23 protein-coding genes and 1 tRNA gene are annotated in these 23,489 nt (G+C 67.5%); 5 read left to right on the top strand and 19 right to left on the bottom strand.

Annotation, left to right across the window (positions count from 1 at the left end; translation table 11 throughout):
* The 3 genes from Y704_RS0108965 to Y704_RS20040 all read left to right on the top strand — a co-directional run.
* Positions 1 to 480, top strand: a 480-nt coding sequence (locus tag Y704_RS0108965) for an integrase core domain-containing protein (RefSeq protein WP_026549874.1), incomplete at its 5' end; no start/stop codon positions are given.
* A gap of 510 nt (positions 481 to 990) precedes the next feature.
* Positions 991 to 1,422 carry a MarR family winged helix-turn-helix transcriptional regulator gene (locus Y704_RS0108955; RefSeq protein ID WP_026549873.1) on the top strand — a complete coding sequence of 144 codons (432 nt, stop codon included), beginning with the start codon at positions 991 to 993 and terminating at the stop codon, positions 1,420 to 1,422.
* Between the two features lie 81 nt (positions 1,423 to 1,503).
* A complete protein-coding gene (locus Y704_RS20040) occupies positions 1,504 to 1,968 on the top strand; it encodes a DUF6069 family protein (protein ID WP_051476856.1) in 465 nt (154 codons plus the stop codon).
* A gap of 97 nt (positions 1,969 to 2,065) precedes the next feature.
* On the opposite strand, the gene Y704_RS0108945 is transcribed toward Y704_RS20040, so the two are convergent.
* A tRNA-Leu gene (locus Y704_RS0108945) sits at positions 2,066 to 2,147 on the bottom strand.
* A gap of 141 nt (positions 2,148 to 2,288) precedes the next feature.
* Between Y704_RS0108945 and Y704_RS0108940 the strand changes: the two genes are divergently transcribed.
* Positions 2,289 to 2,891, top strand: coding sequence for an ANTAR domain-containing response regulator (locus tag Y704_RS0108940; protein ID WP_026549872.1), 603 nt, complete (start codon positions 2,289 to 2,291; stop codon positions 2,889 to 2,891).
* Positions 2,892 to 3,025: 134 nt separating this feature from the next.
* Here Y704_RS0108940 and pyk read toward each other — a convergent pair whose 3' ends face one another.
* From pyk to hisI, 11 genes are all read right to left on the bottom strand, one after another.
* On the bottom strand, positions 3,026 to 4,519 hold the full coding sequence (pyk, locus tag Y704_RS0108935) for a pyruvate kinase (protein ID WP_026549871.1): 1,494 nt from the start codon (positions 4,517 to 4,519) through the stop codon (positions 3,026 to 3,028).
* Between the two features lie 43 nt (positions 4,520 to 4,562).
* Positions 4,563 to 6,020, bottom strand: coding sequence for a glutamate synthase subunit beta (locus tag Y704_RS0108930; protein WP_026549870.1), 1,458 nt, complete (start codon positions 6,018 to 6,020; stop codon positions 4,563 to 4,565).
* The gene (gltB, locus tag Y704_RS0108925; RefSeq protein WP_081747503.1) at positions 6,013 to 10,743 is read right to left on the bottom strand and encodes a glutamate synthase large subunit; all 4,731 of its coding nucleotides are present in this window, start codon (positions 10,741 to 10,743) and stop codon (positions 6,013 to 6,015) included. The genes Y704_RS0108930 and gltB overlap by 8 nt, the downstream gene beginning before the upstream one ends.
* Before the next feature lie 274 nt (positions 10,744 to 11,017).
* Positions 11,018 to 12,097: a prolipoprotein diacylglyceryl transferase gene (gene lgt / locus Y704_RS20035; RefSeq protein ID WP_051476855.1), complete on the bottom strand. Its 1,080-nt coding sequence runs from the start codon at positions 12,095 to 12,097 to the stop codon at positions 11,018 to 11,020.
* Positions 12,094 to 12,939 carry a tryptophan synthase subunit alpha gene (gene trpA, locus Y704_RS20030; RefSeq protein WP_051476854.1) on the bottom strand — a complete coding sequence of 282 codons (846 nt, stop codon included), beginning with the start codon at positions 12,937 to 12,939 and terminating at the stop codon, positions 12,094 to 12,096. The genes lgt and trpA overlap by 4 nt, the downstream gene beginning before the upstream one ends.
* The gene (gene trpB, locus Y704_RS0108910; RefSeq protein WP_026549868.1) at positions 12,936 to 14,285 is read right to left on the bottom strand and encodes a tryptophan synthase subunit beta; all 1,350 of its coding nucleotides are present in this window, start codon (positions 14,283 to 14,285) and stop codon (positions 12,936 to 12,938) included. Before trpB ends, trpA begins: the two co-directional genes overlap by 4 nt.
* Before the next feature lie 94 nt (positions 14,286 to 14,379).
* Entirely contained in the window at positions 14,380 to 15,195 is an 816-nt protein-coding gene (gene trpC, locus Y704_RS0108905) for an indole-3-glycerol phosphate synthase TrpC (protein WP_026549867.1), read from the bottom strand.
* A complete protein-coding gene (locus Y704_RS0108900) occupies positions 15,196 to 15,441 on the bottom strand; it encodes an HGxxPAAW family protein (protein ID WP_164467745.1) in 246 nt (81 codons plus the stop codon).
* A gap of 159 nt (positions 15,442 to 15,600) precedes the next feature.
* Complete coding sequence (locus Y704_RS20025; RefSeq protein WP_035772108.1) at positions 15,601 to 16,086, bottom strand: Trp biosynthesis-associated membrane protein; 486 nt, start codon at positions 16,084 to 16,086, stop codon at positions 15,601 to 15,603.
* Positions 16,076 to 17,653: an anthranilate synthase component I gene (locus Y704_RS0108890; RefSeq protein WP_026549865.1), complete on the bottom strand. Its 1,578-nt coding sequence runs from the start codon at positions 17,651 to 17,653 to the stop codon at positions 16,076 to 16,078. The genes Y704_RS20025 and Y704_RS0108890 overlap by 11 nt, the downstream gene beginning before the upstream one ends.
* Before the next feature lie 4 nt (positions 17,654 to 17,657).
* Positions 17,658 to 18,182: a phosphoribosyl-AMP cyclohydrolase gene (hisI, locus tag Y704_RS20020; protein ID WP_253904270.1), complete on the bottom strand. Its 525-nt coding sequence runs from the start codon at positions 18,180 to 18,182 to the stop codon at positions 17,658 to 17,660.
* Between the two features lie 78 nt (positions 18,183 to 18,260).
* Between hisI and Y704_RS0108880 the strand changes: the two genes are divergently transcribed.
* Positions 18,261 to 18,905, top strand: coding sequence for a TIGR03085 family metal-binding protein (locus Y704_RS0108880; protein WP_026549864.1), 645 nt, complete (start codon positions 18,261 to 18,263; stop codon positions 18,903 to 18,905).
* Between the two features lie 47 nt (positions 18,906 to 18,952).
* Here Y704_RS0108880 and hisF read toward each other — a convergent pair whose 3' ends face one another.
* The 7 genes from hisF to Y704_RS20005 form a co-directional block, all read right to left on the bottom strand.
* Positions 18,953 to 19,723 carry an imidazole glycerol phosphate synthase subunit HisF gene (hisF, locus tag Y704_RS0108875; protein WP_026549863.1) on the bottom strand — a complete coding sequence of 257 codons (771 nt, stop codon included), beginning with the start codon at positions 19,721 to 19,723 and terminating at the stop codon, positions 18,953 to 18,955.
* Positions 19,724 to 19,733: 10 nt separating this feature from the next.
* A complete protein-coding gene (gene hisG, locus Y704_RS0108870) occupies positions 19,734 to 20,579 on the bottom strand; it encodes an ATP phosphoribosyltransferase (RefSeq protein WP_026549862.1) in 846 nt (281 codons plus the stop codon).
* Positions 20,580 to 20,662: 83 nt separating this feature from the next.
* The gene (locus Y704_RS0108865) at positions 20,663 to 20,926 is read right to left on the bottom strand and encodes a phosphoribosyl-ATP diphosphatase (protein WP_026549861.1); all 264 of its coding nucleotides are present in this window, start codon (positions 20,924 to 20,926) and stop codon (positions 20,663 to 20,665) included.
* Between the two features lie 94 nt (positions 20,927 to 21,020).
* Positions 21,021 to 21,515: a 6,7-dimethyl-8-ribityllumazine synthase gene (gene ribH / locus Y704_RS0108860; RefSeq protein ID WP_026549860.1), complete on the bottom strand. Its 495-nt coding sequence runs from the start codon at positions 21,513 to 21,515 to the stop codon at positions 21,021 to 21,023.
* The gene (ribB, locus tag Y704_RS20015; protein ID WP_051476852.1) at positions 21,512 to 22,183 is read right to left on the bottom strand and encodes a 3,4-dihydroxy-2-butanone-4-phosphate synthase; all 672 of its coding nucleotides are present in this window, start codon (positions 22,181 to 22,183) and stop codon (positions 21,512 to 21,514) included. The genes ribH and ribB overlap by 4 nt, the downstream gene beginning before the upstream one ends.
* On the bottom strand, positions 22,180 to 22,884 hold the full coding sequence (locus tag Y704_RS20010) for a riboflavin synthase (protein ID WP_051476851.1): 705 nt from the start codon (positions 22,882 to 22,884) through the stop codon (positions 22,180 to 22,182). The genes ribB and Y704_RS20010 overlap by 4 nt, the downstream gene beginning before the upstream one ends.
* On the bottom strand, positions 22,869 to 23,489 hold a 621-nt coding region (locus tag Y704_RS20005; RefSeq protein WP_162149391.1), incomplete at its 5' end, for a RibD family protein. The genes Y704_RS20005 and Y704_RS20010, both read right to left, overlap by 16 nt.

Here is a 23,489-nt window from a genome sequence, read left to right as displayed (position 1 = left end):
ATGAAGGGAATCTTCGGGATCCATGGCATCCCGCAGGTCGTCCACGCGGACCGGGGCACGTCCATGACCTCCAAACCCGTCGCCGCGCTGCTCTCGGATCTGGAGGTCACCCGGTCCCACTCCAGACCCCGGGTATCCAACGACAACCCCTACAGCGAGGCCCTGTTCAAGACCCTGAAATACGGTCCGGAATTCCCCGACCGCTTCGCCTCCCTCCACGACGCCCGGGCCTTCATCAGCGGCTTCGTGGACTGGTACAACCATCACCACCAGCACTCCGGCATCGGCTTCCACACCCCCGCGAACGTCCACTACGGCCACGCCGCCAGCGTCGCCAAAGAACGCTCAGCAACACTGGCTGCGGCCCGCGAAAGACACCCCGAACGCTTCACCACGACCACCGACCCCAAAATCCTCGCGCCCCCAGGACCAGCGTGGATCAACCAACCCCAGGAAACCACCCAACAGTCAGCCGCCTAACTCCCCTTGGTACCGTTCAGCTTGAAAAATTCCGGGACAAGGATGCATCCCAGAACTGCGAGGGCAACGACAGCGCCCAGCATGGCCTGCTCCTGCTGAGCCGCGCGAGCCCCTCGGAGCTCAACCCGCGGGCGGGTCATATGAAACGCCTTTCACTGGGCAGGAACTGTGTCTGCTGGGGATCCCACGCTTGGATGTCGGCTGCCCGCAAGCCGGTCCCTCACCCTGAACTCGCCATCCGAATACGGGACGTTGTGCGCTGGAGGGCTACTGACCCCGCCAACCACTCTGATGAAAGCCCACCATCCTGACGAAAACTCACTCTCCCTGGTCCCGCCACCCGCGCCTGACCAGCAAAAAGATCGGTGCGAAAGGACACCGGTCAGCGTTTCCATAAGAGGAGGTGACCCATCCCATCGTCACCGGGTGCTGCTTTTCGATGACAGGAGGCCAACAGTTATAGTTGGATGCCTAACCCAGAGCCTGGGAAGTCACCCGGAGGGAGTACTTGTGGATCAGGAGCAGGCTTCGGCGATCAATGCCGCTATTCGTACCATCGGCATGCGTCACAGGTCCCTGGCCAGCACCAAGCTGGCAGGAATTGGTCTGTCCCTAGGCCAGGAAATGCTGATGACCGAGTTGGCAGAGAAGGGCCCACGGAGTCAGGCGCAGCTCGCCACGGCCGCCTGCTGTGAGCCTCCCACGATTACCTCTGCTGTGAAGAAGATGGAGGCCAACGGCCTCGTCACCCGCACACCGTCGCCGACCGACCGCCGCGCAATCATCGTGGAACTCACCAGCAAGGGTGAGTTCCTCATGGCGGACCTGGACCTGCTTTGGCGAACACTGGCCGAGGACACTGTGGCCGGACTCGAACGCACCGGGCTGCAGGACTTGACTGATACATTGACCGATCTCGCACACAGCCTGCAGCAGACCTAGCGGTTCCCTTGCGCGTGATTACTTAGCCGCCTAACATTATTTTAGTTAGCCGTCTAAGTACATTAGCTAGGAAAGGTCGCCATGAAATCGCATCTCCTCCGGCCGCTCGGCTGGATCCTTTTGGCCGCTGCGGCGGCCCTGGCCATCTGGCTCGTTGCGGTGCCGATTGCCGGCATACAGCTTACCGTCGGGATCGGCGCTGGTCAGCCGATCAATATCACCCCGGCGCCTATCCTGATAGCTTCGACTGCGTCGGGTCTGGTGGCCTGGGCACTGCTGGTGGTGCTGTCGCGCTTCCTGGCCCGTGGGTACACGGTCTGGATGATTATGGCCGCGGTGGTGCTGATCCTGTCGGTATCGGGGCCGATAACCGCTGAGGCCACCACTGCAACGAGAGTGGTCCTGGTCCTGATGCATGCTGTGGTTGCGACTACGCTGGTCCTCGGCCTGCCTCGAACGCTTCCAATCCACACCACCAAAGGACGAGCCGACAGAACAGCGCCGACACGGGCAGCCACCGACGTCGACCATCCGGCCCCACGATGACTGGAGCAAAAACCTGAAGAAGGTGTGACCGACGGTCCGGCACCATCACCGGTTCAGATACAGCTCGGGCCCAATAGTTCCAGACCAGGGAGTTCGGTGCCCGAAGTGGGACTCGAACCCACACACCTCTCGATACTGCATTTTGAGTGCAGCGCGTCTGCCAATTCCGCCATTCGGGCCGATCCCGCACCGGCAAGCCCCGGGATCCGGGACTTCTAGGCCGCTGGTGCGCGAAACAACTCTACATGCCGATAGGCTGATTGAGAGAACCGGTCGGAGCGTTTCGATTCGACCGGACGTGCCGTCACCGAGGAGCAACAGTGTCCGATCCCACCGAATCCCCCGCAACAGGTCCTGCCAGGCGGGTCATTGTCGCCGAGGATGAGACCCTCATCCGGCTCGACATCGTGGAGATCCTCCAGGGGGAAGGCTACGAGGTCGTCGCGGAGGCGGACAACGGCGAGAAGGCCGTGGCCCTCGCCAAGGAGCACAAACCGGACCTGGTGCTGATGGATGTCAAGATGCCCGTCATGGACGGCATCACTGCGGCGGAGCAGATCGTGAAGGCTCGTATCGCCCCCGTGGTGCTGCTGACCGCGTTCAGTCAGAAGGAACTGATCGAGCGTGCGCGCGACGCCGGCGCCATGGCCTATGTGGTGAAACCGTTCACTCCGGCGGATCTCATCCCGGCGATCGAGATCGCGATGTCGCGTCATGAGGAAATCAAGGCGCTGGAGGCCGAAGTGTCCGACCTCCAGGAGCAGTTCGCCACCCGCAAGCTCGTGGAGCGGGCCAAGAGCCGGCTCACCACGAAGATGGGCCTCACCGAGCCGGAGGCGTTCCGCTGGATCCAGAAAACGTCCATGGACCGCCGCCTGAGCATGCGGGAAGTCGCCGAAACCATCATCAACCAGGTCACCTAGCCCGGCGCCGGGGCCCGGAACCTGAGCGGTTCACAACGCCACCCTGGTCGAAGAGCCTCGCAGCACCGCGCCTCGAGCAAGCGAACGCCCGGCTGGTCCACCAGCCGGGCGTTCCGCGTCAGCCGCAGTGGAACCTACTTCTTGGTCCTGACCGGCCAGGGGCCGACACCCTCCTTGACGAAGGAGGTGTGACCGTCCGGCAGCTGGCCGGCATCGGTGATATCTCCCACGCGGTGCACCTTGATGGAGTTCGTCGAGCCGGCCTGTCCGGGAGGGGAGCCGGCCGCGATGACCACGAGGTCGTCCACCTCGACCATGCCCTGCTCGAACAGGACCCGGTCCACCTGGGCGGTCATCTGGTCGGTGTGTTCCACGAATTCGACGAGCTTCGGTTCGACACCCCAGATCAGGGACATCGTGTTGAGCGTGGACTGCACCGGGGTGAAGGCCACCACAGGCTTCCTTGGCCGCAGGCGCGACAGGCGCCGCGCCGAGTCGCCCGACTGCGTGAAGGTGCAGATGTACTTCGCGTCGAGCTGGTCCGAGATCTCGACGGCGGCGCGGGTGATGGCGCCGCCTCGGGTCTTGGGCTTGCTGCCGAGCGCAGGAACCCTCTCCATGCCGTGCTTCTCGGTGGACTCGATGATGTCCGCCATGATCCGCACGGTTTCCATCGGGTACTTGCCCACGCTGGTCTCGCCCGAGAGCATGACGGCGTCGGCGCCGTCGAGCACTGCGTTGGCGCAGTCCGAGGCTTCGGCGCGCGTAGGTCGCGGGTTGTCGATCATCGACTCGAGCACCTGCGTGGCCACGATGACCGGCTTCGCCCAGCGGCGTGCCAGTTCGATGGCGCGCTTCTGCACGATCGGCACATCCTGGAGCGGGAGCTCCACGCCGAGGTCCCCACGGGCCACCATGATGGAGTCGAAGGCGTCGATGATCTCCTCAAGGGCCTCGACCGCCTGCGGCTTCTCGATCTTGGCGATCACCGGAACGCGGCGTCCCTCCTCGTCCATGATCTCGTGGACGCGGTTGACGTCGGCCGCCCCTCGGACGAAGGAGAGCGCCACCATGTCGACGCCGAGCTGGATGGCCCAGCGCAGGTCCTCCTCGTCCTTCTGGCTGAGCGCCGGAACGTTGACGGCAACACCGGGAAGGTTGATGCCCTTGTTGTTGGACACCATGCCGCCGACGGTCACCTCGGTGACCACTTTGACGTCGTCGACGGCGGTGGCACGCAGGGACACTTTCCCGTCGTCGATGAGGAGCATGTCCCCTACGTTGACGTCCTGCGGCAGTCCCTTGAACGTGGTCGAGCAGATGTCCTTGGTGCCCTCGATGTCTTCGATGGTGATGGTGAAGACATCACCGGGCTTCAGCGCGTGGGGACCGCCCGCGAAACGTCCGAGCCGGATCTTGGGGCCCTGGAGATCGGCGAAGATGCCCACCGGCTTGCCGAGCTCACCCGACGCCCGCCGCACGTTGTCGTAGGTCTGCTTGTGCACCGCGTAGTCGCCGTGGCTCATGTTCATCCGGGCAACGTCAACCCCGGCATCGAGGACTGCGAGGGTGTTCTCATAGCTGGCAATTGCCGGCCCGAAGGTTGCAACGATTTTTGCGCGTCTCATAAACCTAGCCTAGTCGTGTTTGGTGGTGGGAAACCTGTCAACTCTAGAGGACGGCGATCGAGCGGTCGGTGGGCGCTACCGGTGCCGGCAGCTTGGTGGACCCCATCAGCCACTGATCCACCGCGGCCGCGCAGGCGCGGCCTTCAGCGATGGCCCAGACGATCAGCGACTGGCCCCTGCCCGCATCGCCTGCCGCGAAGATTCCGGGAGTGTTGGTCATGTAGTAGCCGTCGCGCGCCACGTTGCCGGAGTCGTCGAACTCCGCCTCCACCTGCTCGGTGATCCCGGCCGGCTCCGGACCGGTGAAGCCGAGCGAGAGCAGGACGAGATCGGCGTGGATTTCCCGCTCGGTGCCGGCCTTCGGCACGCGGCGGCCGTCGACGAACTCGGTTTCGGCCACCTTGATGCCGCGAAGTGTGCCGTTCTCCCCCACGAACTCGACGGTGCTCGCTAGGTACCGCCGCTCGCCGCCCTCCTCATGCGCGCCGGCGATGTCGAACAGCGTGGGGAAGGTGGGCCAGGGCTGGTCGGGCCGCCGCTCCGAGGAGGGCTGCTGACCGATGGCCAAAGTGGTCACGCTCGCGGCGTGATGGCGGTGGGCGGTGCCGAGGCAGTCGGCGCCGGTATCGCCGCCGCCCAGGATGACGACGTGCTTGCCCTCAGCGTGGATCTGGTCCGCCACCGTCTCCCCGGCGACCACCCGGTTCGCCGGCACGAGGTAGTCCATCGCGAAATGGACTCCGTCGAGCTCACGTCCGGGGATGGGAAGATCGCGGGGCACGGTGGCGCCGGTGGCCACCACGACGGCGTCGTACCGCCGCTTGAGCTGGCCCCAGCTGATGTCCTTGCCCACTTCGACGCCGGCGCGGAAGCGTGTGCCCTCGGCCCGCATCTGGTCGAGGCGACGCTCGAGGTGGAATTTCTCCATCTTGAAATCGGGGATGCCGTACCGCAGCAGCCCACCGATGCGGTCATCGCGCTCGTAGACGGCCACGGTGTGGCCGGTCCGGGTCAGCTGCTGGGCGGCGGCGAGCCCGGCAGGTCCGGAGCCGACGACGGCGATGGTGCGGCCTGTGAGGCGTTCGGGCGGATGCGGCTCGACGAAGCCGTTCTCGAAGGCCTGGTCGGCGATCGACACCTCCACCTGCTTGATGGTGACCGGCGGCTGGTTGATGCCGAGCACACACGATGATTCGCACGGAGCCGGGCACAGGCGGCCGGTGAACTCCGGGAAGTTGTTCGTCGCGTGCAGCCGTTCGATGGCCTCGCGCCCCTTGTCCCGGTAGGTCAGGTCATTCCACTCCGGAATCAGGTTCCCCAGGGGGCAGCCCTGGTGGCAGAACGGAATGCCGCAGTCCATGCAGCGGCCCGCCTGGCTCTTCAGGACGCCCTGCTCCTGCGCCTCGTACACTTCCTTCCAGTCCATGATCCGCACGGGAACCGGGCGGCGCGGCTGGGTCTGGCGCTCGCGCACCTTCAAGAATCCGCGTGGGTCAGCCACCGGTTACCTCCAAGATCTTGGTCCACACTGCTTCGCCGTCAGGGTCCAGGCCCTGCTCGACGGCTGTGGCACGGGCGTCGAGTACTGCCGCATAGTCGCGGGGCAGTACCTTGGTGAAGCGTCCCACCGTGTCCTCGAACGTGTCGAGGAGGCGCTGGGCGAGGTCGGACTCGGTTTCCTCGAGGTGCTGGATCAGCAGTCCCCGCACAATCTCGATGTCCTCGGCATCCAGGGGAACCAGCAGCAGTTCACCGTTCTCCAGGCTCTGCTTGTTGACCCGGGTGGAATCCAGGTCGAGGACGAAGGCTGTTCCTCCCGACATTCCTGCCCCGAAGTTCCGGCCCGTCCTGCCGAGGATCAGGGCCTGACCCCCGGTCATATACTCGCAGCCGTGGTCACCGATGCCCTCGGCGACAGCGGTCGCACCCGAGTTGCGGACCAGGAACCGCTCCCCCACCTGCCCGCGCAGGAACATCTCCCCACTCGTGGCGCCATAGCCGATCACGTTGCCCCCGATCACATTGCGTTCGGCGCGGAAGAGGTTGGACCGGTCGGGCCGGAGGATGATCCGCCCGCCGGACAGCCCCTTGCCGACGTAGTCGTTCGAGTCGCCCAGGAGCCGCAGCGTGATGCCGGCGGGAAGGAAAGCGCCGAGCGACTGGCCGGCCTGCCCGGTGAGGGTGATGTCGATCGTGTTGGTGGCGAGGGTGTCGAGGCCGAAGCGCTTCGTCACCTCGTGACCGAGCATGGTCCCCACGGACCGGTCGGTGTTCACCACGTCCAGCGAAATCCTCACCGGTGACCGGTGTTCCAGCGCATCGGCGCTCATGCAGATCAGTTTGTTGTCGAAGTGCTGGTCGAGCTCGTGGTTCTGTTTGAGCATGTTCCGCAGCGGCGACCCGGAGTTGAACTCGTTGCCGCGCAGGATCGGATCGAGGTCGAGTCCGTCGGCCTTCCAGTGCTCGACCGCGTCACGGGCGTCCAGCAGTTCGCTGTGTCCGATGGCCTCCTCGAGCGTGCGGAAGCCCAGTTCGGCGAGGATCTCCCGCACTTCTTCGGCGATGAATTCGAAGAAGTTGATCACGAATTCGGGTTTGCCCGAGAACCTGCTGCGCAGTTCGGGGTTCTGCGTGGCCACCCCTACCGGGCAGGTGTCGAGGTGGCAGACACGCATCATGATGCAGCCGGACACCACGAGCGGCGCCGTGGCGAAGCCGAACTCCTCGCCTCCCAGCAGGGCGGCCATGACGACGTCGCGCCCAGTCTTCAGCTGCCCGTCCACCTGGACCACCACGCGGTCGCGGAGACCGTTGAGCATCAGGGTCTGCTGGGTCTCGGCGAGCCCGAGCTCCCACGGAACGCCGGCGTGCTTCAGCGAGTTGAGCGGGCTGGCTCCGGTGCCGCCATCGTGCCCCGACACGAGGACGACGTCGGCCTTCGCCTTGGTGACGCCGGCCGCGACGGTGCCGATACCCACCTCGGACACGAGCTTCACGTGGACGCGTGCACTGGGGTTGGCCCGCTTGAGGTCGTAGATGAGCTGGGCGAGGTCCTCGATGGAGTAGATGTCATGGTGTGGAGGCGGCGAGATGAGCGCCACACCCGGCGTGGAGTGGCGGGTACGGGCGATCCACGGGTAGACCTTCTGGCTCATCAGCTGGCCGCCCTCACCGGGCTTGGCCCCCTGCGCCATCTTGATCTGGATGTCATCGGCGTTGGTGAGGTACAGGCTCGTGACACCGAAGCGCCCGGAGGCCACCTGCTTGATCGCCGAGCGGCGCTCGGGATCCAGGAGGCGGTCGGTGTCCTCACCGCCCTCACCAGTGTTGGACTTCGCGCCCAGGCGGTTCATCGCGATGGCGAGCGTCTCGTGCGCCTCCTTGGAGATGGAACCGTAGCTCATGGCTCCCGTGGAGAACCGTTTGACGATGCTCGAGACCGGCTCCACCTCGTCGATGGACAGTGCCGGTCGCACGTCGCCGCGGAATTTGAGGAGCCCGCGGAGCGTCATGAGGTTCTTCGACTGGTCGTCGACGCCGCGGGTGTAGGACTTGAAGATGTCGTAGCGCCGTTCGCGGGTGGCGTGCTGCAGGCGGAAGACGGTTTCGGGGTTGAACAGGTGCGGCGGCCCCTCGCGGCGCCACTGGTACTCCCCGCCGTTGTCGAGCCCGCGGTGCGGATCCTCGATGCCGTCCTCGGGGTACGCGGCGTCATGGCGGGCAGCGTTCTCTGCGGCAATCACGTCGAGGCCCACGCCGCCGAGCTGGGTCTGGGTGCCGTGGAAGTACTCATCGACCAGTTCCTGCGAGAGGCCGAGCGCTTCGAAGGTCTGGGCTCCGCAGTAGGATCCCACCGTCGAGATGCCCATCTTCGACATGATCTTCAGGACCCCCTTGCCGAGGCCCTTGATGAGATGGGCGACGGCCTTCTCGGCGCTTACGCCGGTGATGTCGCCGTTGCGGACCAGCTCCTCGCAGCTTTCCATCGCCAGGTACGGGTTCACCGCGGACGCCCCGTATCCGATGAGGACCGCGACATGGTGCACCTCGCGCACATCGCCGGCCTCCACCACCAGGGAGGTCTTGGTGCGGTTCGCGCTCTTCAGAAGGTGGTGGTGGACCGCACTGGTAAGGAGCAGCGACGGGATGGGAGCCCATTGCGCGTTGGAGTCGCGGTCCGAGAGAACCACGTATTCCACGCCCCGGTTGAGCGCGCTGGACACCTGCTCGCAGATCTCGGCAAGCCGTGCACGCAGTGACGCTTCGCCGCCGTCGTGCCGGTAGAGACCCCGCACCCGGGCGGTCAGGCGGTCGCCGTCGTCGGTCTCGAGGTTCGCGATCTTCGCGAGCTCGTCGTTGTTGATCACGGGGAACTTCAGCGCGATCTGCTTCGAGCGGACCTGGCCGGTGGACAGCAGGTTGCCGTCCGGGCCGATTGTCACGCCCATGGAGGTCACGAGTTCCTCGCGGATCGAATCCAGGGGCGGGTTGGTCACCTGGGCGAAGGACTGGACGAAGTAGTCGAACAACAGGCGCGGGCGCTTGGAGAGGACGGCGATGGGCGTGTCCGATCCCATGGCACCGAGCGGCTCCGCACCGTTCTTGGCCATCGGGCCCAGCAGGATGCGCAGTTCCTCCTGCGTGTAGCCGAAGGTGCGCTGGCGGCGGTTGATCGACGCTTTGGTGTGGACGACGTGTTCGCGCTCGGGCAGGTCCTCGAGCTGGATCAGGTTCTCCTTGACCCACTCACCCCATGGGTTCGCGGCAGCGATGTCGGCCTTGATCTCCTCATCCTCGATGAGGCGCCCCTCCTCGGTGTCCACGAGGAACATCTTTCCCGGCGATACCCTGCCCTTGCGGACGACCTTCGACGGCTCGATGTCGAGCACGCCCACCTCGGAGGCGAGGATCACCAGCCCGTCGTCGGTCACCCAGTACCGGGCCGGTCGAAGGCCGTTGCGGTCCAGGACCGCCCCGACGAGGCGCCCGTCGGTGAAGGACACGGCGGCCGGACCGTCCCAGGGCTCCATGAGCATGGAGTGGTACTGGTAGAACGCCCGGCGCGCCGGATCCATGGCGGTGTGGTTCTCCCAGGCCTCGGGGATCATCATCATGATGGAGTGCGTGATCGGGCGGCCCGAGAGCGTCAGCAGCTCCGCGACCTCATCGAACGACGCCGAATCGGACGCGCCGGGGGTGCAGATCGGGAAGAGGTCCTCGGGCGAATCGCCGAGCAGCGGATTGGCGAGCTGTGACTGCCTCGCCCGCATCCAGTTCCGGTTGCCCTTGACCGTGTTGATCTCGCCGTTGTGGGCGATGGTGCGGAACGGCTGGGCGAGCGGCCAGGACGGGAAGGTGTTGGTGGAGAAGCGGGAGTGGACGATGCCGAGCCGGGTCTTGAAGCGGGGATCGGACAGGTCCGGGTAGAACGGCTCGAGCTGCGCCGTGGTGAGCATGCCCTTGTAGACGAGGGTTTTCGAGGAGAGCGACGGGAAGTACACACCGTACTTGTTCTGCGCTCGCTTCCGGACGCGGAAGGCGCGCGCGTCGAGGTCGGTTCCGCCGGCGGCCGGCGCCAGGAAAAGCTGCACGAAGTGCGGCATGCACGCGCGGGCCATGGCTCCCACGAGGTCGGCGACGATCGGTACGACGCGCCAGCCGAGAACGGACAGGCCCTCCGCCTCGGCGATGGCTTCTAGACCTGCGCGGGCGGTCTCCTCCTCCTTGCGCTCCGAGGGCAGGAACGCCGTCCCCACCACATAGGAGCCGGCAGCAGGCAGGTCGAAGTCGACGACAGCGCGGAAGAACTCGTCCGGCACCTGTGTCAGGAGCCCGGCGCCGTCTCCCGTGCCCTCATCGGCACCCACGGCGCCGCGGTGCTCGAGGTTCCGCAGCGCGGTGAGCGCGGCATCGACGATGTCGTGACCCGGCTCCCCCCGGAGGGTGGCGATGACGGCGAGCCCGCAGGCGTCCTTCTCGTTCTCCGGGTTGTAGAGGCCCGTTGCCGCTGGCACGTTCGAGAAACGCTCGAAGGGCGAGATTGCGCCGCTCTCTGCCTGTGCGTTCGGCTCCGTTCCCGGAGCGCCTTCGTCCGCTGTTCTGTTCGCCGCTGTTCTATTCTCCGCTGGTTCGTTTTCCGCTGCCCTGTCCCCTGCTCGTGAATCAGCGGGTGAGTCGGCGGGTGAAGCAGGCGGCTGCCGGGAGGTGTGCCGTGAAGCGTTCATAGAAAGAGTCCTTCCCCCATGATGGAGCGGTGGGAGGGGACAGCCTTGGCCCCGGGGCGCACGCCGGCCGGCGTGGGCGCCTGATCTGTTCCTGCGGGTGGCCGGCGTTACCGGAGCTGCCCGCCGTTGTGTGCTTCGAACGCGAGTCGCGCGTCGTCAGCTGGGAAACCGGAAAGGTAGCGGCAGGAGGGTGATCCGGCGCGGTACCGCGGTGAGCCACAACACTGTGGTTTCGCGTCCCGAATGGCGGTGGCCCGGGACGGGATGGGGCGACCTAGTCCCGTGGCTCCGCTTTCGCGGGGTCCTGCGGCCCGGGGGCAGCAGTGGAGCCGTTTGTTTCGGAAAGATTACCACGAGCGTCTTCTCCGGATGGATCCGGGTCTGCGGCGGGCGCGGCCGTTGCCGGTCCGGACTCCCCGGCGTCGGCCGAGGCCCCTTCCGGAGTGCCCTCCTTCCCGGATGGCTCACGTCCCGCGAGGTACACGGCCTTCGCAGTGTCCTGATCCTGCCGCAGCGTGAGGTAGACCAGAATCGCCACCGCGACGACGAAGATGAGGACGCTGGTCCACACGTTCAGCCGCTGCGTCACCCCGAACAGCGTGACCAGCTCGGCGTCGTCGATCCGCAGCATCTCGATCCAGACGCGGCCGAGCGTGTAGTAGGCGGCATACAGCCAGAACATGCGGCCGCCGCGCAGGCCGAACCGGCGGTCCAGGAGGAGCAGGATGGCCACCCCGGCCAGGTTCCACAGCGACTCGTAGAGGAAGGTGGGGTGGAACAGCGTTCCGGGCTCCGCATCCGCCGGGAAGTTGGCGTTCGCCGGGTCGATCTCGAGGCCCCACGGCAGGTCGGTCGGACCGCCGAAGAGTTCCTGATTGAACCAGTTGCCCCAGCGTCCGATGGCCTGGGCCAGCAGCAGGCCCGGAGCCGCAGCGTCGGCGAATGCCGCAAGGCGCACGCCCGCGCGGCGGCACCCGATCCAGGCGCCGACTGCTCCGAGTGCCACCGCACCCCAGATCCCGAGCCCGCCCTGCCAGATGTAGAAGGCACGCACCGGGTCGCCGTCGGGCCCGAAGTAGGCGTCGGGGGACGAGAAGACGTGGTAGATCCGACCGCCGATGATCCCGAAGGGGATGGCCCAGATGGCCACGTCCCAGACCGCATCGCCGTTGCCTCCGTAGCGGGTGAACCGCTTCTGGGTGAGGACCAGGGCGAGGATGATGCCGAGCAGGATGCAGAGCGCGTAGGAGTAGATCTGGAGCGGGCCGATCTCGAAGCTCGCCCACTCCGCGGGAGGACTGGGGATCGACGCCGGAACCGGTGTCACACCGGAGGGCTGGAGGGTGCTGATCATGAGGGAGACTTTCCGGTACCTGTGCTGAGTTCCTTGGTGAGGGCTGCGACGGCCGGCACGCCGCCGTCGCGCAGCGCCGCCACCAGGGCTGTTCCGACGATGACGCCGTCGGCGTACGCGGCGATTTCGGCGACCTGCTCCGCGGTCGAGACACCCAGACCGACGCAGGCACGCTCCGCGCCTGCTGCGTGGGCGGCGTCGACGACGGCGCGCGCTGCGGCGCCCACCGATGTCCGTGCACCGGTGACGCCCATGACGGACACGGCGTAGACGAAACCGCGGCTGGCTCGGACGGTTTTCTCCATGCGCTCCGGCGAGGTGGACGGCGCCACGAGGAAGACGCGGTCGAGCCCGAACTCATCGGACACCGCAAGCCATTCGGAGGCCTCGTCGGGGATGAGGTCGGGGGTGATGAGGCCTGCTCCTCCTGCCGCTGCGAGTTTCCCGGCGAATTCGCGCACACCCATGCGCATCACGGGGTTCCAGTACGTCATGACCAGCACGGCCGCGTCCGTCTCGCGGGTGATTCCCTCGACGACGTCGAAGATCCGGGGAACAGTGAAGCCGTTGTTCAATGCCTCCACGGTGGCGTCCTGGATGACGCGGCCGTCCATGACCGGGTCCGAATACGGGATGCCGATCTCGATGAGGTCAACGCCGTTGCGGGCCATGGCGATGCCGGCGTCGATGGTGGTCTGGACGTCGGGAAACCCGGCCGGCAGGTACCCGATGAGTGCCGTTCGTCCCTCCGCCCTGGCCCTGTCGATGGCCGCGGCGGCCTTGGACGGGGTGGTTCCGGTCGGAGTGCTTCCGGGGGTGGTGCTTCCGGGGCTGGTGGTCACAGCTGTTCACCCTCCTGGGCGATTTCCTGCTCGGCGCTGTCGTCGGGCAGCAGGTCGAAGTACTCGGCGGCCGTCGCGACGTCCTTGTCCCCGCGGCCGGAGAGGCTGACCACGATGATCCTGTCCGAGGGCACCTCGCCGGGCGCGAGGTCGGCGGTGAGGCGCTGCCCCACCTTCATGGCGCCGGCCAGGGCGTGGGCGGTTTCGATCGCGGGGATGATGCCCTCAGTTTGGCTCAGCAGCCGGAAGGCTTCCATTGCCTCGGCGTCGGTGATGGGTTCGTAGTGTGCCCGGCCGATGTCGGAGAGGTGGGCGTGTTCGGGGCCGACACCGGGGTAGTCGAGGCCGGCGGAAATGGAGTGCGACTCCAGAGTCTGGCCGTCCTCGTCCTGCATCAGGTAGGACCGCGCACCGTGCAGGACGCCTGGCCGACCGAGGGTGATGGTTGCCGCGTGCCTGCCGGATTCGACGCCGTCGCCTCCTGCCTCGAAGCCGTACAGCTGCACTGACCGGTCATCGAGGAAGCCGTGGAAGATCCCGATGGCGTTGGAGCCGCCGCCCACGCAGGCGACGACGGCGTCGGGCAGCCGGCCCGTCTGCTCGAGGATCTGCTCCCGCGTCTCCTCGCCGATGACCTCGTGGAAGTACCGGACCATGGCGGGGAACGGGTGCGCTCCCGCCGCCGTGCCGAGGAGGTAGTGGGTGGTCCCGACGTTGGCCACCCAGTCGCGCAGGGCGTCGTTGATCGCGTCCTTGAGGGTCTGCGAGCCGTTGGTCACGGGCACCACTTCCGCGCCGAGCAGCTGCATGCGTGCCACGTTCAGTGCCTGGCGGCGGCAGTCCTCCGCCCCCATGTACACCACGCAGTCGAGCCCCAGCAGCGCAGCGGCGGTGGCGCTCGCGACGCCGTGCTGGCCTGCGCCCGTTTCGGCGATCACACGGGTCTTGCCCATGCGCTTGGCGAGCAGCGCCTGGCCGAGGACGTTGTTGATCTTGTGGGAACCGGTGTGGTTCAGGTCCTCGCGCTTGAGGAAGATCCGTGCGCCGCCGGCGTGCTCGGCGAAGCGCTTGGCCTCGGTCAGCAGGGACGGCCGTCCGGCGTAATTGCGGTTGAGGTCCGCCACCTGCGCGGTGAAGTCGGGGTCGGCCTTTGCCTTATCGAACGTGTCCTGCAGTTCATCGAGCGCGGCGATCAGCGATTCGGGCATCCACCGGCCGCCGTAGGCTCCGAAGTAGGGACCGGGAGCGTGCCGCAGGGTCTCCTCCGGGTTGAGGAAGGCATCGGCGGGACTGCTGTCGGCGTCGTGGCCGGCCTGCTTGTCAGTACCGGAGTGGGTGTCAGTCATGGCGGAAGCATTCCTGTCTGGTGTGGGTGGCCCGGCGGTGGCCGGCGGTGTCGTGCTCAAGAAATCCACGTCCCTTGGGGGAGGTCGGTCGGCGTCAGGAGTGGACGCCCTGCCGGGCGTTCCTGCCGGCGGCCCGGAATTCGCCGATGGTCGATTCCGGGTTGTCGTGCCGCACCAGCGCTTCGCCGACCAGGACCGCGGAGGCCCCCTGCGCGGCGAACTGCTCGACGTCGGCCGCGTCGCGGACACCCGATTCGGCGATCGTGACAGTGCCCGCGGGAATCCGCAGGGCAAGGTCCGCGAAGACTGAGCGGTCGATGTCGAGGGTCTTGAGATTGCGGACGTTGATGCCGATCAGCCGCGCGTCCACTGCAGCAGCGCGGTCCACTTCCTCCGCTGTGTGGGCTTCGACCAGCGCGTTCATGCCGAGTTCGTGGGTCAGCCCGAGGAGGTGCTCCAGCTGGGCATCGCCCAGGGCCGCGACGATGAGCAGCACCAGGTCGGCACCGTGGGCGCGGGCCTCCCAGATCTGGTAATCGGCCACGGTGAAGTCCTTGCGCAGCACCGGAATGCCGACCTCCGCCCGGACGGCGTCGAGGTCGGCCAGTGATCCCTGGAACCGCCGCTGCTCGGTGAGGACGCTGACGACGGCGGCCCCGCCGCGCTCGTAGCGCGCCGCGAGTGCTGCCGGGTCGGTGATGCTCGCGAGGCTGCCCTTCGAGGGGCTGCTTCGTTTGACCTCGGCGATGACTTCGAGCCCGCCCGATCCGTCGCCCTTCAGCGCGGCGTGGGCGTCGAGTGCGGGCTGCTGCGCCTGCGCATCCGGCATCACCCGCGACAGGGGAAGGGCGGACTCCCGCGCGGCAAGGTCCTCGCGGACGCCGACGATGATGTCGTCGAGGACGCTCACCTAGTGCTCTTTTTTGAGCTTCGAGCCGCCCACGCCGTACCCGATCCGGCGGAGGACGAATCCCACCAGCAACCCGAGAAACATGATGCCGATGCCGACCCAGAACAGCAGGGTGCCGAGGTCGTTGTTCCCCTCGGTGCTCGCGAGGATGAAGGCGAACGAGGAGATCGCTGCACCGACGAGCATGACCAGCACGCAGGTCCACGCCGCGGGGCTGTTGCCGTGCCCGATGGTCTCATCACCCATCTGGGCGTGGCTGGCGGGGGAGTTTCGATTCGTCGCTTGGCTGGTTTCAGCTGCCATGGTGCTTCTCCTTCATCCGGGTCTGCTTACATTCTGCCACTGATGGCGGCCTCCTACAGAACTGCTGGAGGCACTGCCGCCCTGCCCGGCGGCGTCCTGCCCCTAGCGCGTGGGATCCTCGCCGTGGGTCAGCCGGTCCCAGCTGTCGATCTCCCCGCCGTGTGCGCTTTCCCGTGCCGGGTCCGTCGCCTGCGGGTTCTTGTCATACCGCCGGGTGCGCCCCCACGACCGTCCGGCAAGTGCCAGCCACACGGCCGCGGCCGCTGTGGGATCCCGGATCACCTGCAGGCTCACGACCGCGATACCGACGCCGGCCACCAGCAGGAGCGCGGCCACCAACCACCTGCCGATCCGTCCGGCGATCGACACCGCGAATGCTCCGGCGAGGGATACCAGTGCAAAAGCCGTGACAGGGGTGGCTGCGTCGCTTCCTGCGACGTTGAGGCTGGGAGTCTGCACGGCGTCCTGCGGCAGGTCCACCGTGAGCCAGGTCTGGGTTGTCGTACCGAAGGCGAGAAGGGCGATCAGCACGATCGCCATCACCACCGTTCCGCGGCGCTGGAACCGCAGGGCCCGATCAGCGGCCATCGAGGGCCTCCCCCGGGATCAGGAGCGGGGAGGCAGGGCGCAGGCCCGACGCCGTCAAGGCCGCCCGAAGCGGCGCCGCCGCCTTGTTGACGGTTTCGAGTGCCTCGGTCTCCAGGACCGATTCGGCGACGATTCCCCCTCCGGCCTGCACGTAGGCCGTCCCGTCGATGAGCAGCGCGGAGCGGATCGCGATCGCCATGTCCATATCGCCGGCGAAGTCGAGATAACCCACCACGCCGCCGTAGATGCCGCGCCGGTGGGGTTCGACTTCGTCGATCAACCGGAGCGCCCGGGGCTTGGGGGCCCCGGACAGCGTGCCGGCGGGGAAGGTGGCGGCCAGGACGTCGTAGGCGGATTTTCCCGGGGACAGCCGGCCGACGACGGTGGAGACGAGGTGCATGATGTGGCTGAACCGTTCCACCTCCATGAACTGGGTGACATCGACGCTGCCCGGAACGCAGACCTTCGAGAGGTCATTGCGGGCCAGGTCCACGAGCATGAGGTGCTCGGCCTTCTCCTTCTCGTCGGCCCGGAGCTCCTCGGCCAACGCACGGTCCTCCTCGGGTGTCCTGCCGCGCGGCCGTGAACCTGCGATGGGGTGGGTGATGATGTCGTCCCCCGTGACGGTGACCAGCGCCTCGGGCGAGGATCCAACGATGGAGTAGCCCCGGCCGTCCGCGTCCTCGAGGCTGAAGAGGTACATGTAGGGGCTGGGGTTCGTGGTGCGGAGAATCCGGTACACATCCAGCGCCGATGCCTCGCAGTCGAGCTCGAACCGGCGCGAGATGACCACCTGGAAGACGTCGCCGTCGACGATCGCCTGTTTGCCGCGCTCGATCGCCGCCAGGTAGTCGGGCCGGTTCCAGCTTTCCCGGACATTCGTCAGCAGCTCCTCGACATCCCGGGCGCCGGGATCCATCACCGACACGGGAAGGTCGGTCGGCTCGGCCAGTGCGGCGAGGAGCCCGTCGACGCGGGCCACGGCGTCGTGCCATGCCTCATCGACGCGCTCATCCGAACCGTCGAAGTTGATCGCATTCGCCACCAGGGTGAGGGAACCCTCGGAATTGTCGTGGATGGCCATGTCCGCGACGAGGCACAGGGCCAGTTCGGGCAGGTGCAGATCGTCCTCGGGCGGGCTGGTGAGCCGTTCCCAGTGGCGCACCGCCTCCCAGCCCACGAAACCGACAAGGCCCGAGGTGAACGGCGGCAGATTGTCGAACCGCTCGGTCCGGAGCTCCTCGACAGTGAGCCTCACCGCTTCGACCGGGTCGCCCGCGACAGGAACTCCCGACGGCGGCCGGCCGAGCCAGTGCGCCTCGCCGTCGCGCGTGGTCAGGGTGGCACGGGACTTCACGCCGATGAACGAGTAGCGCGACCACACCCCGCCGACGGCCGCCGACTCCATCAGGAAGGTGCCGGGCTGCCCGTTGGCGAGCTTGCGGTAGATCCCGATCGGCGTGTGGGCGTCGGCCAGGACCTTGAGGTGGACGGGGACCACCCGGTGGTCCTTCGCGAGCGCGCGGAACTCCTCCAGGGTGGGGCTGAGCGTTCCCAGCTGCTGCATCGTGTCAGTTCCCTTCGCCGGTGCCGGTGTCATGACGGGAGGATCCGGACCTGACACCGGTCACCGCATCGACGCCCCGCCCGTCGAAGCAGGTGCGCGTGCCGGTATGGCAGGCAACTCCTTCCTGGTCGACGGTGACCAGTAGGGCATCGCCGTCGCAGTCGAGCGCCACACCCTTGACCCACTGCCGGTGCCCGGAGGTGTCGCCCTTGCGCCAGTACTTGCCGCGGGACCGGGAGAAGAACGTGACCCGCCCGGTGGTCAGCGTGCGACGCAGCGCTTCGTCATCCATCCAGCCGATCATGAGCACCTCCAGGGAGTCGTACTGCTGCACCACCGCCGCAACGAGACCGGCGTCGTTCCGTCGCAGCGCGGCGCTGAGTCCCGCATCGAGCGCAGGGTCCCGGAAGACGTCGGCTTCCGGGTCAGCTGCAGCGCCCGCGTTGCGCATGGGATTTTCCGTCGGGTCCGGGCCTGCGTCGGGCGGGGTGGGATCGGAAGCGTGAGGGGAAGGGTTCGGGGATGGCATGGTTCCTAATTCTAGTGCTCGCGCACGACTCGCGGTTCACCGCCCGCGCGTCCGCGGATCATGCTACTTTCAGCTGTGATGCACTACGTGAACCCCTCCCGCGAGGTCCTTGCCGAAACGTTGCTGGCTGCCGGCCCGGACGCCCCTACGCTGTGCGAGGGCTGGACGACCAAGGAGCTCGCTGCACACCTGTACCTCCGTGAGCACAAACCGGCGTCAAGCCTCGGGATAGCCCTGAAGGCGTTTGCAGCCTCGACGGAGAGGGCCGTGCGGAAAACCGCGGCAAAGGCGGCCACTCCTGACGGCTACCGCAACCTGGTGAACAGGTTCCGCGCGGGACCACCCGCTCTTTCCCCGCTGCGGATCAGCTCGGTGGACAACAGCGCGAACCTTATCGAATACCTCATCCACACCGAGGATGTGCGGCGGGCCGGGAATCGGTGGGCGACGCGTGCCCTCGACGAGGAGTACTCGAACGCGCTGTGGGACGGACTGGTCAAGCAGGCGGCAATCCTCTACCGCGGCGTGGACCTGGGAATCGTCCTCGTGCGGCCTGACGGGCCCCGCCACGTGGCCAAGCGCGCCCAGGCATCGGTGGCCATTGTGGGAGAACCCGCCGAGCTCCTCATGCATGCGCATGGTCGACGGGGCCATGCGCTCGTCACCTTCGAGGGCCAGCCCGACGCCGTCGCGCTCCTCGACAGCGCCGACATCGGACTCTAGCCTCGCTCGTTCGGCCGGCTGCTGCCGGCGCGGGCCCCGCTGAACCCTCAGCGGACGGGGAAGCCTGCGGCGCGGATCGCTGCCTTCACCCGGGCAATCGCGTCCACGGGCCCGAAGTGGAAGACCGAAGCCGCCAGCACCGCGTCCGCACCGGCTGCGACGGCCGGCGGGAAGTGCTCGGGAGCGCCCGCACCACCGGAAGCGATCAGCGGAACCGTCACGGCTGCCCGCACGGCCCGGATGAGCTCGAGGTCGAACCCGTTCTTCGTCCCGTCGGCGTCGATGGAGTTCAGGAGGATCTCCCCCACCCCGCGGTCAGCGGCTTCCCGCGCCCACTCGACGGCGTCGATCCCGGTCCCCTTCCGTCCGCCGTAGGTGGTCACTTCGAAGCCGGACGGCGTCGAGGCGTCCCTGGTTCGCCGGGCGTCGAGTGAAAGGACGAGCACCTGCGCCCCGAAGTGCGCGGTGATTTCGTCGATGACTGCCGGCCGTGACACCGCTGCGGTGTTGATGGACGCCTTGTCGGCGCCGAAGCGCAGCAGGCGGTCGACGTCGGAGATCTCACGGACGCCACCGCCGACGGTGAGGGGAATGAACACCTCCTCCGCGGTGCGGGCCACCACCTCGAGGGTCGTCTCCCGGTTGCCCGAGGACGCGGTGACGTCGAGGAAGGTCAGTTCATCGGCTCCTGCGCGGTCGTAGCGGTGGGCGAGCTCCACCGGATCGCCGGCATCGCGGAGGTCCTCGAAGTTGACGCCCTTGACCACCCGGCCCGCGTCGACATCCAGGCAGGGAATGACCCGCACTGCAACACTCATGGAGCCGCTCCTAGATCCTGCAGGCGTGGATGGTGCTCACCAGGATGGCCCGCGCACCGAGTTCATACAACTCGTCCATGACGCGGTTGGTCTCACTGCGCAGCACCATCGAGCGCACTGCCACCCAGCTCGAGTCCTTCAGGGGGGACACCGTGGGGGATTCCAGGCCGGGGGTCAGCGCCGCTGCGGCGTCCACGAGGTCCTTGCGGATGTCGTAGTCCATCAGCACGTACTGGCGTGCTACGAGCACCCCCTGGAGGCGCCGGGTCAGCACGTCGAGGCCGGCGGGCGCCGCGGCGCCGGCCCGGCCGATCAGGACCGCTTCGCTGCGAAGGATGGGATCACCGAAGATCTCCATTCCCGCGGCCTTCAGGGTGCTTCCGGTTTCCACGACGTCGGCGATCGCGTCGGCCACCCCGAGCCGCACCGATGATTCCACGGCGCCGTCCAGCCGGACGACCGAGGCGCCAATGCCGCGCTCACCGAGGTAGTCGTTGAGGAGGCCCTCGTAGCTCGTCGCGAGCCGCTTGCCCTCAAGCTCGGCCGCCGCCGAGAAATGGCCGACGGGTCCTGCGAAGCGGAAGGTCGACGCCCCGAAGCCGAGCTGGAGGAGCTCTTCGGCCTTCACCTGGGCATCGAGGAACAGGTCACGCCCGGTGATGCCGACGTCGAGCGTTCCGGAGCCCACATACACCGCGATGTCGCGGGGCCGGAGAAAGAAGAACTCGATGTCGTTCTCGGCGTCCACCAGGACGAGCTCGCGGGTGTCGCGGCGCTGGCGGTAACCCGCCTCGGCGAGCATGGCCGAGGCGGCCTCGGAGAGGGCACCCTTGTTGGGAACTGCTACACGGAGCATGGGGAGAACTTTCGGTGAGACGGAACTGCGCTGGGAGGAAACGAGGGAGGACAGCTGCCGCGGGGCAGTCCGCCGGGGTGCGGCTAGAGGTGCTTATAGACGTCCGGAAGCGAGAGTCCCTTGGCGAGCATCAGCACCTGGAGGTGGTACAGGAGCTGGGAGATTTCCTCCGCCGTCTCGTCGTTCGACTCGTACTCGGCGGCCATCCACACCTCGGCTGCTTCCTCGACCACCTTCTTGCCGATTCCGTGCACGCCGGAGTCGAGTTCTGCCACGGTGCGGGAGCCCGAAGGGCGCGCAGCCGCTTTGAGGCTCAGTTCCTCGAAAAGCGAATCAAAGGTTTTCACAGTGCCAAGGGTACTGGTTCCCGCCGGTTGCTCCCTCCCCGCGGCTCCCGGTGTGACGGAGCCCTCAGTCGGCCCGCAGTTCCGGAAGCCATGGTCAGGACGGCCAGGTCCGTAGGACCGCAGCCGTGGCCAGGGCCGCGCTGACGGCCTCGTGGCCCTTGTCCTCGCTCGACCCGGGCAGTCCGGCACGGTCCAGGCCCTGCGCTTCGGTATCGCAGGTCAGGACGCCGAAGCCCACCGGCACCCCGGTGCGCACACTGACGTCGGTGAGGCCCGACGTCGCAGCCTGGCACACGTAGTCGAAGTGCGGCGTGCCGCCGCGGATGACGACGCCGAGTGCGACGACGGCGTCGAAGTGCGGCGCCAGACGTGCTGCCGCGACCGGCAGCTCGAAGCTGCCGGGAACCCTCAGCTCGGTGGTTTCGACGCCGGCCTCGGCTGCTGCCCGGCGTGCGCCGTCGAGCAGTCCGTCCATGATCTCCGTGTGCCAGCTGGCGGCGATCACGGCCAGGCGCAGCGGACGTCTGTCGGCTGACGTGGCCTGGTTGATGCCGCTGATGTCGATGACGGGTGCGCCGTGGCCGCTCATGAGGTGCTCCTGGTGGTTGATGGTGGGATGTCGGAAAGGTGGACGATGAGGTCTTCGATGGAGATCAGCGCCAGCGCGTGCTCGTCCGCGAACTGCCGCAGGGCGGGCAGCCGCATCATGGTCCCGTCGTCGTGCACGAGCTCTGCGATCACCGCCGCCGGTTCCATGCCCGCGAGCCGGCACAGCTCGATGCCTGCTTCAGTGTGGCCCGGCCGCTCGAGGACGCCGCCGGCTGCAGCACGGAGGGGAAACATGTGCCCGGGCCTCGTGAGGTCGGTCGGTTCGCTGTCCGGACGGGCGAGGACACGCGCCGTGAGGGCGCGGTCCGCAGCGCTGATGCCCGTGCTGACGCCGACCGCTGCGTCACAGGACACGGTGTACGCGGTGCCCTTTGAGTCCTCGTTGACGGCCGTCATGGGGGGCAGCTGAAGACGGTCGGCTGCGGCTCCCTCCAACGGGACGCACAGCACTCCGGAGGTGTAGCGGACCGTCCACCCGACCAGCGCGGCCGTGGCGGACTGGGCAGCGAAGATGATGTCGCCCTCGTTCTCCCGGTCCGCGTCGTCCACCACGACGACGGCCCGGCCGGCGGCAAGCGCGTCGACGGCGAGCTGGACCGGGTCGAGGACGACAGCCGTCAGCGGTCCCGCCGCACCCACGGCGATCACGCCCTTCCCGCTGTGTCGACGGCGGTTCCCGACAGAGTCCCGGCGGTGGTGCCGGCGGCGGTGCCGCGCTGTCCGAAGGTACCCGGTAGTGCAGCGAATCCGAGGAGGCGCTCGGCGTACTTGGCGAGCACATCCATCTCGAGGTTGACCTGCCCGCCGATCGCCTTGCTGCCCAGGCCGGTGGCTGCAAGTGTGGTCGGGATGAGCCCTACCTCGAACCACGCGTTCCCGGCCGCGGGAGGACTCACCGCCGTCACGGTCAGGGACACGCCGTCGATGGCGATGGAGCCCTTCTCCGCCGCGTACCGGGCGAGGCCGACCGGCAGCTGGAAGCGCAGGCGGTGCCATGCTCCGAGGTCCTCCCGCTCCACCAGAGTTCCCAGTCCGTCCACGTGACCCTGCACGACGTGCCCGTCGAGGCGGCCGCCGGCCTGGACACACCGCTCCAGGTTCACCGCCGCGCCGGGCTCGAGCGCGCCGGTGGTGGTGCGCCGCAGGGTTTCGCCCATGACATCCACCGCGACCCGGCCGCCGTCGAGCTTCACCGCGGTCAGGCACACGCCGTTGACGGCGATCGACGCACCGGGGGCCAGGTCCGACCCCGTCTCCGGAGCGTCGAACACCAGCACGGCGCTCTCCTGGTCCCGGGCTACGGCGAGGGACACGACGCGTCCCTGCTCGGACACTATTCCTGTGAACATGGTGGCTCCTGGTCGTGTGATGCGGCCCGCGCAGGCGAGTCGTGCAACGGGGTGTCGGGGGATGTCGGGAACAATTCGCTCCGGCCGGCAATCTCTTCGGGCCGGAGGTGGAGCCGGATATCGGCTCCCAGCTGTGTCAGGCCGACGCCGCCGGCCGGGTCGAGCTGCCAGCGGCTCGCCTCCGCAAGGGTGGGAATTCCCAGCGACGGAAGCATGGGGGTGCCGTCCCCGAGGAGGATCGGCGCCACATAGGTGAAGACCTCATCCACCACGCCTGCCCGAAGGAAGGCTCCGGCGACGGTGGGTCCGCCCTCCACCATCAGGTGACGGACCCCGTGGTGCGTGAGCTGACTCAGGGCGCCGTGAACATCGCGTGTCCGAAGGTGGAGAAACCCCGGACCCCGGATGGCGGCATCGTCGGCGGGCTTCCGGAATCCCATCACCACGCGCAGGGGCTGACGTGCATCCGTTCCGGTTCTGGCCGTGAGGCGTGGATTGTCGGCCAGGGCCGTGCCGGTCCCCACCAGGACGGCGTCCGCGCGGGCCCGGATCGCATGGCCATCCGTACGTGCCTCCGGGCCGGTGATCCACTGGCTCGTGCCGTC

This window comes from Arthrobacter sp. Br18, from assembly GCF_000520555.1.
Classification (GTDB): domain Bacteria; phylum Actinomycetota; class Actinomycetes; order Actinomycetales; family Micrococcaceae; genus Arthrobacter_D.
This window is presented reverse-complemented; position numbering and strand designations above follow the sequence as displayed.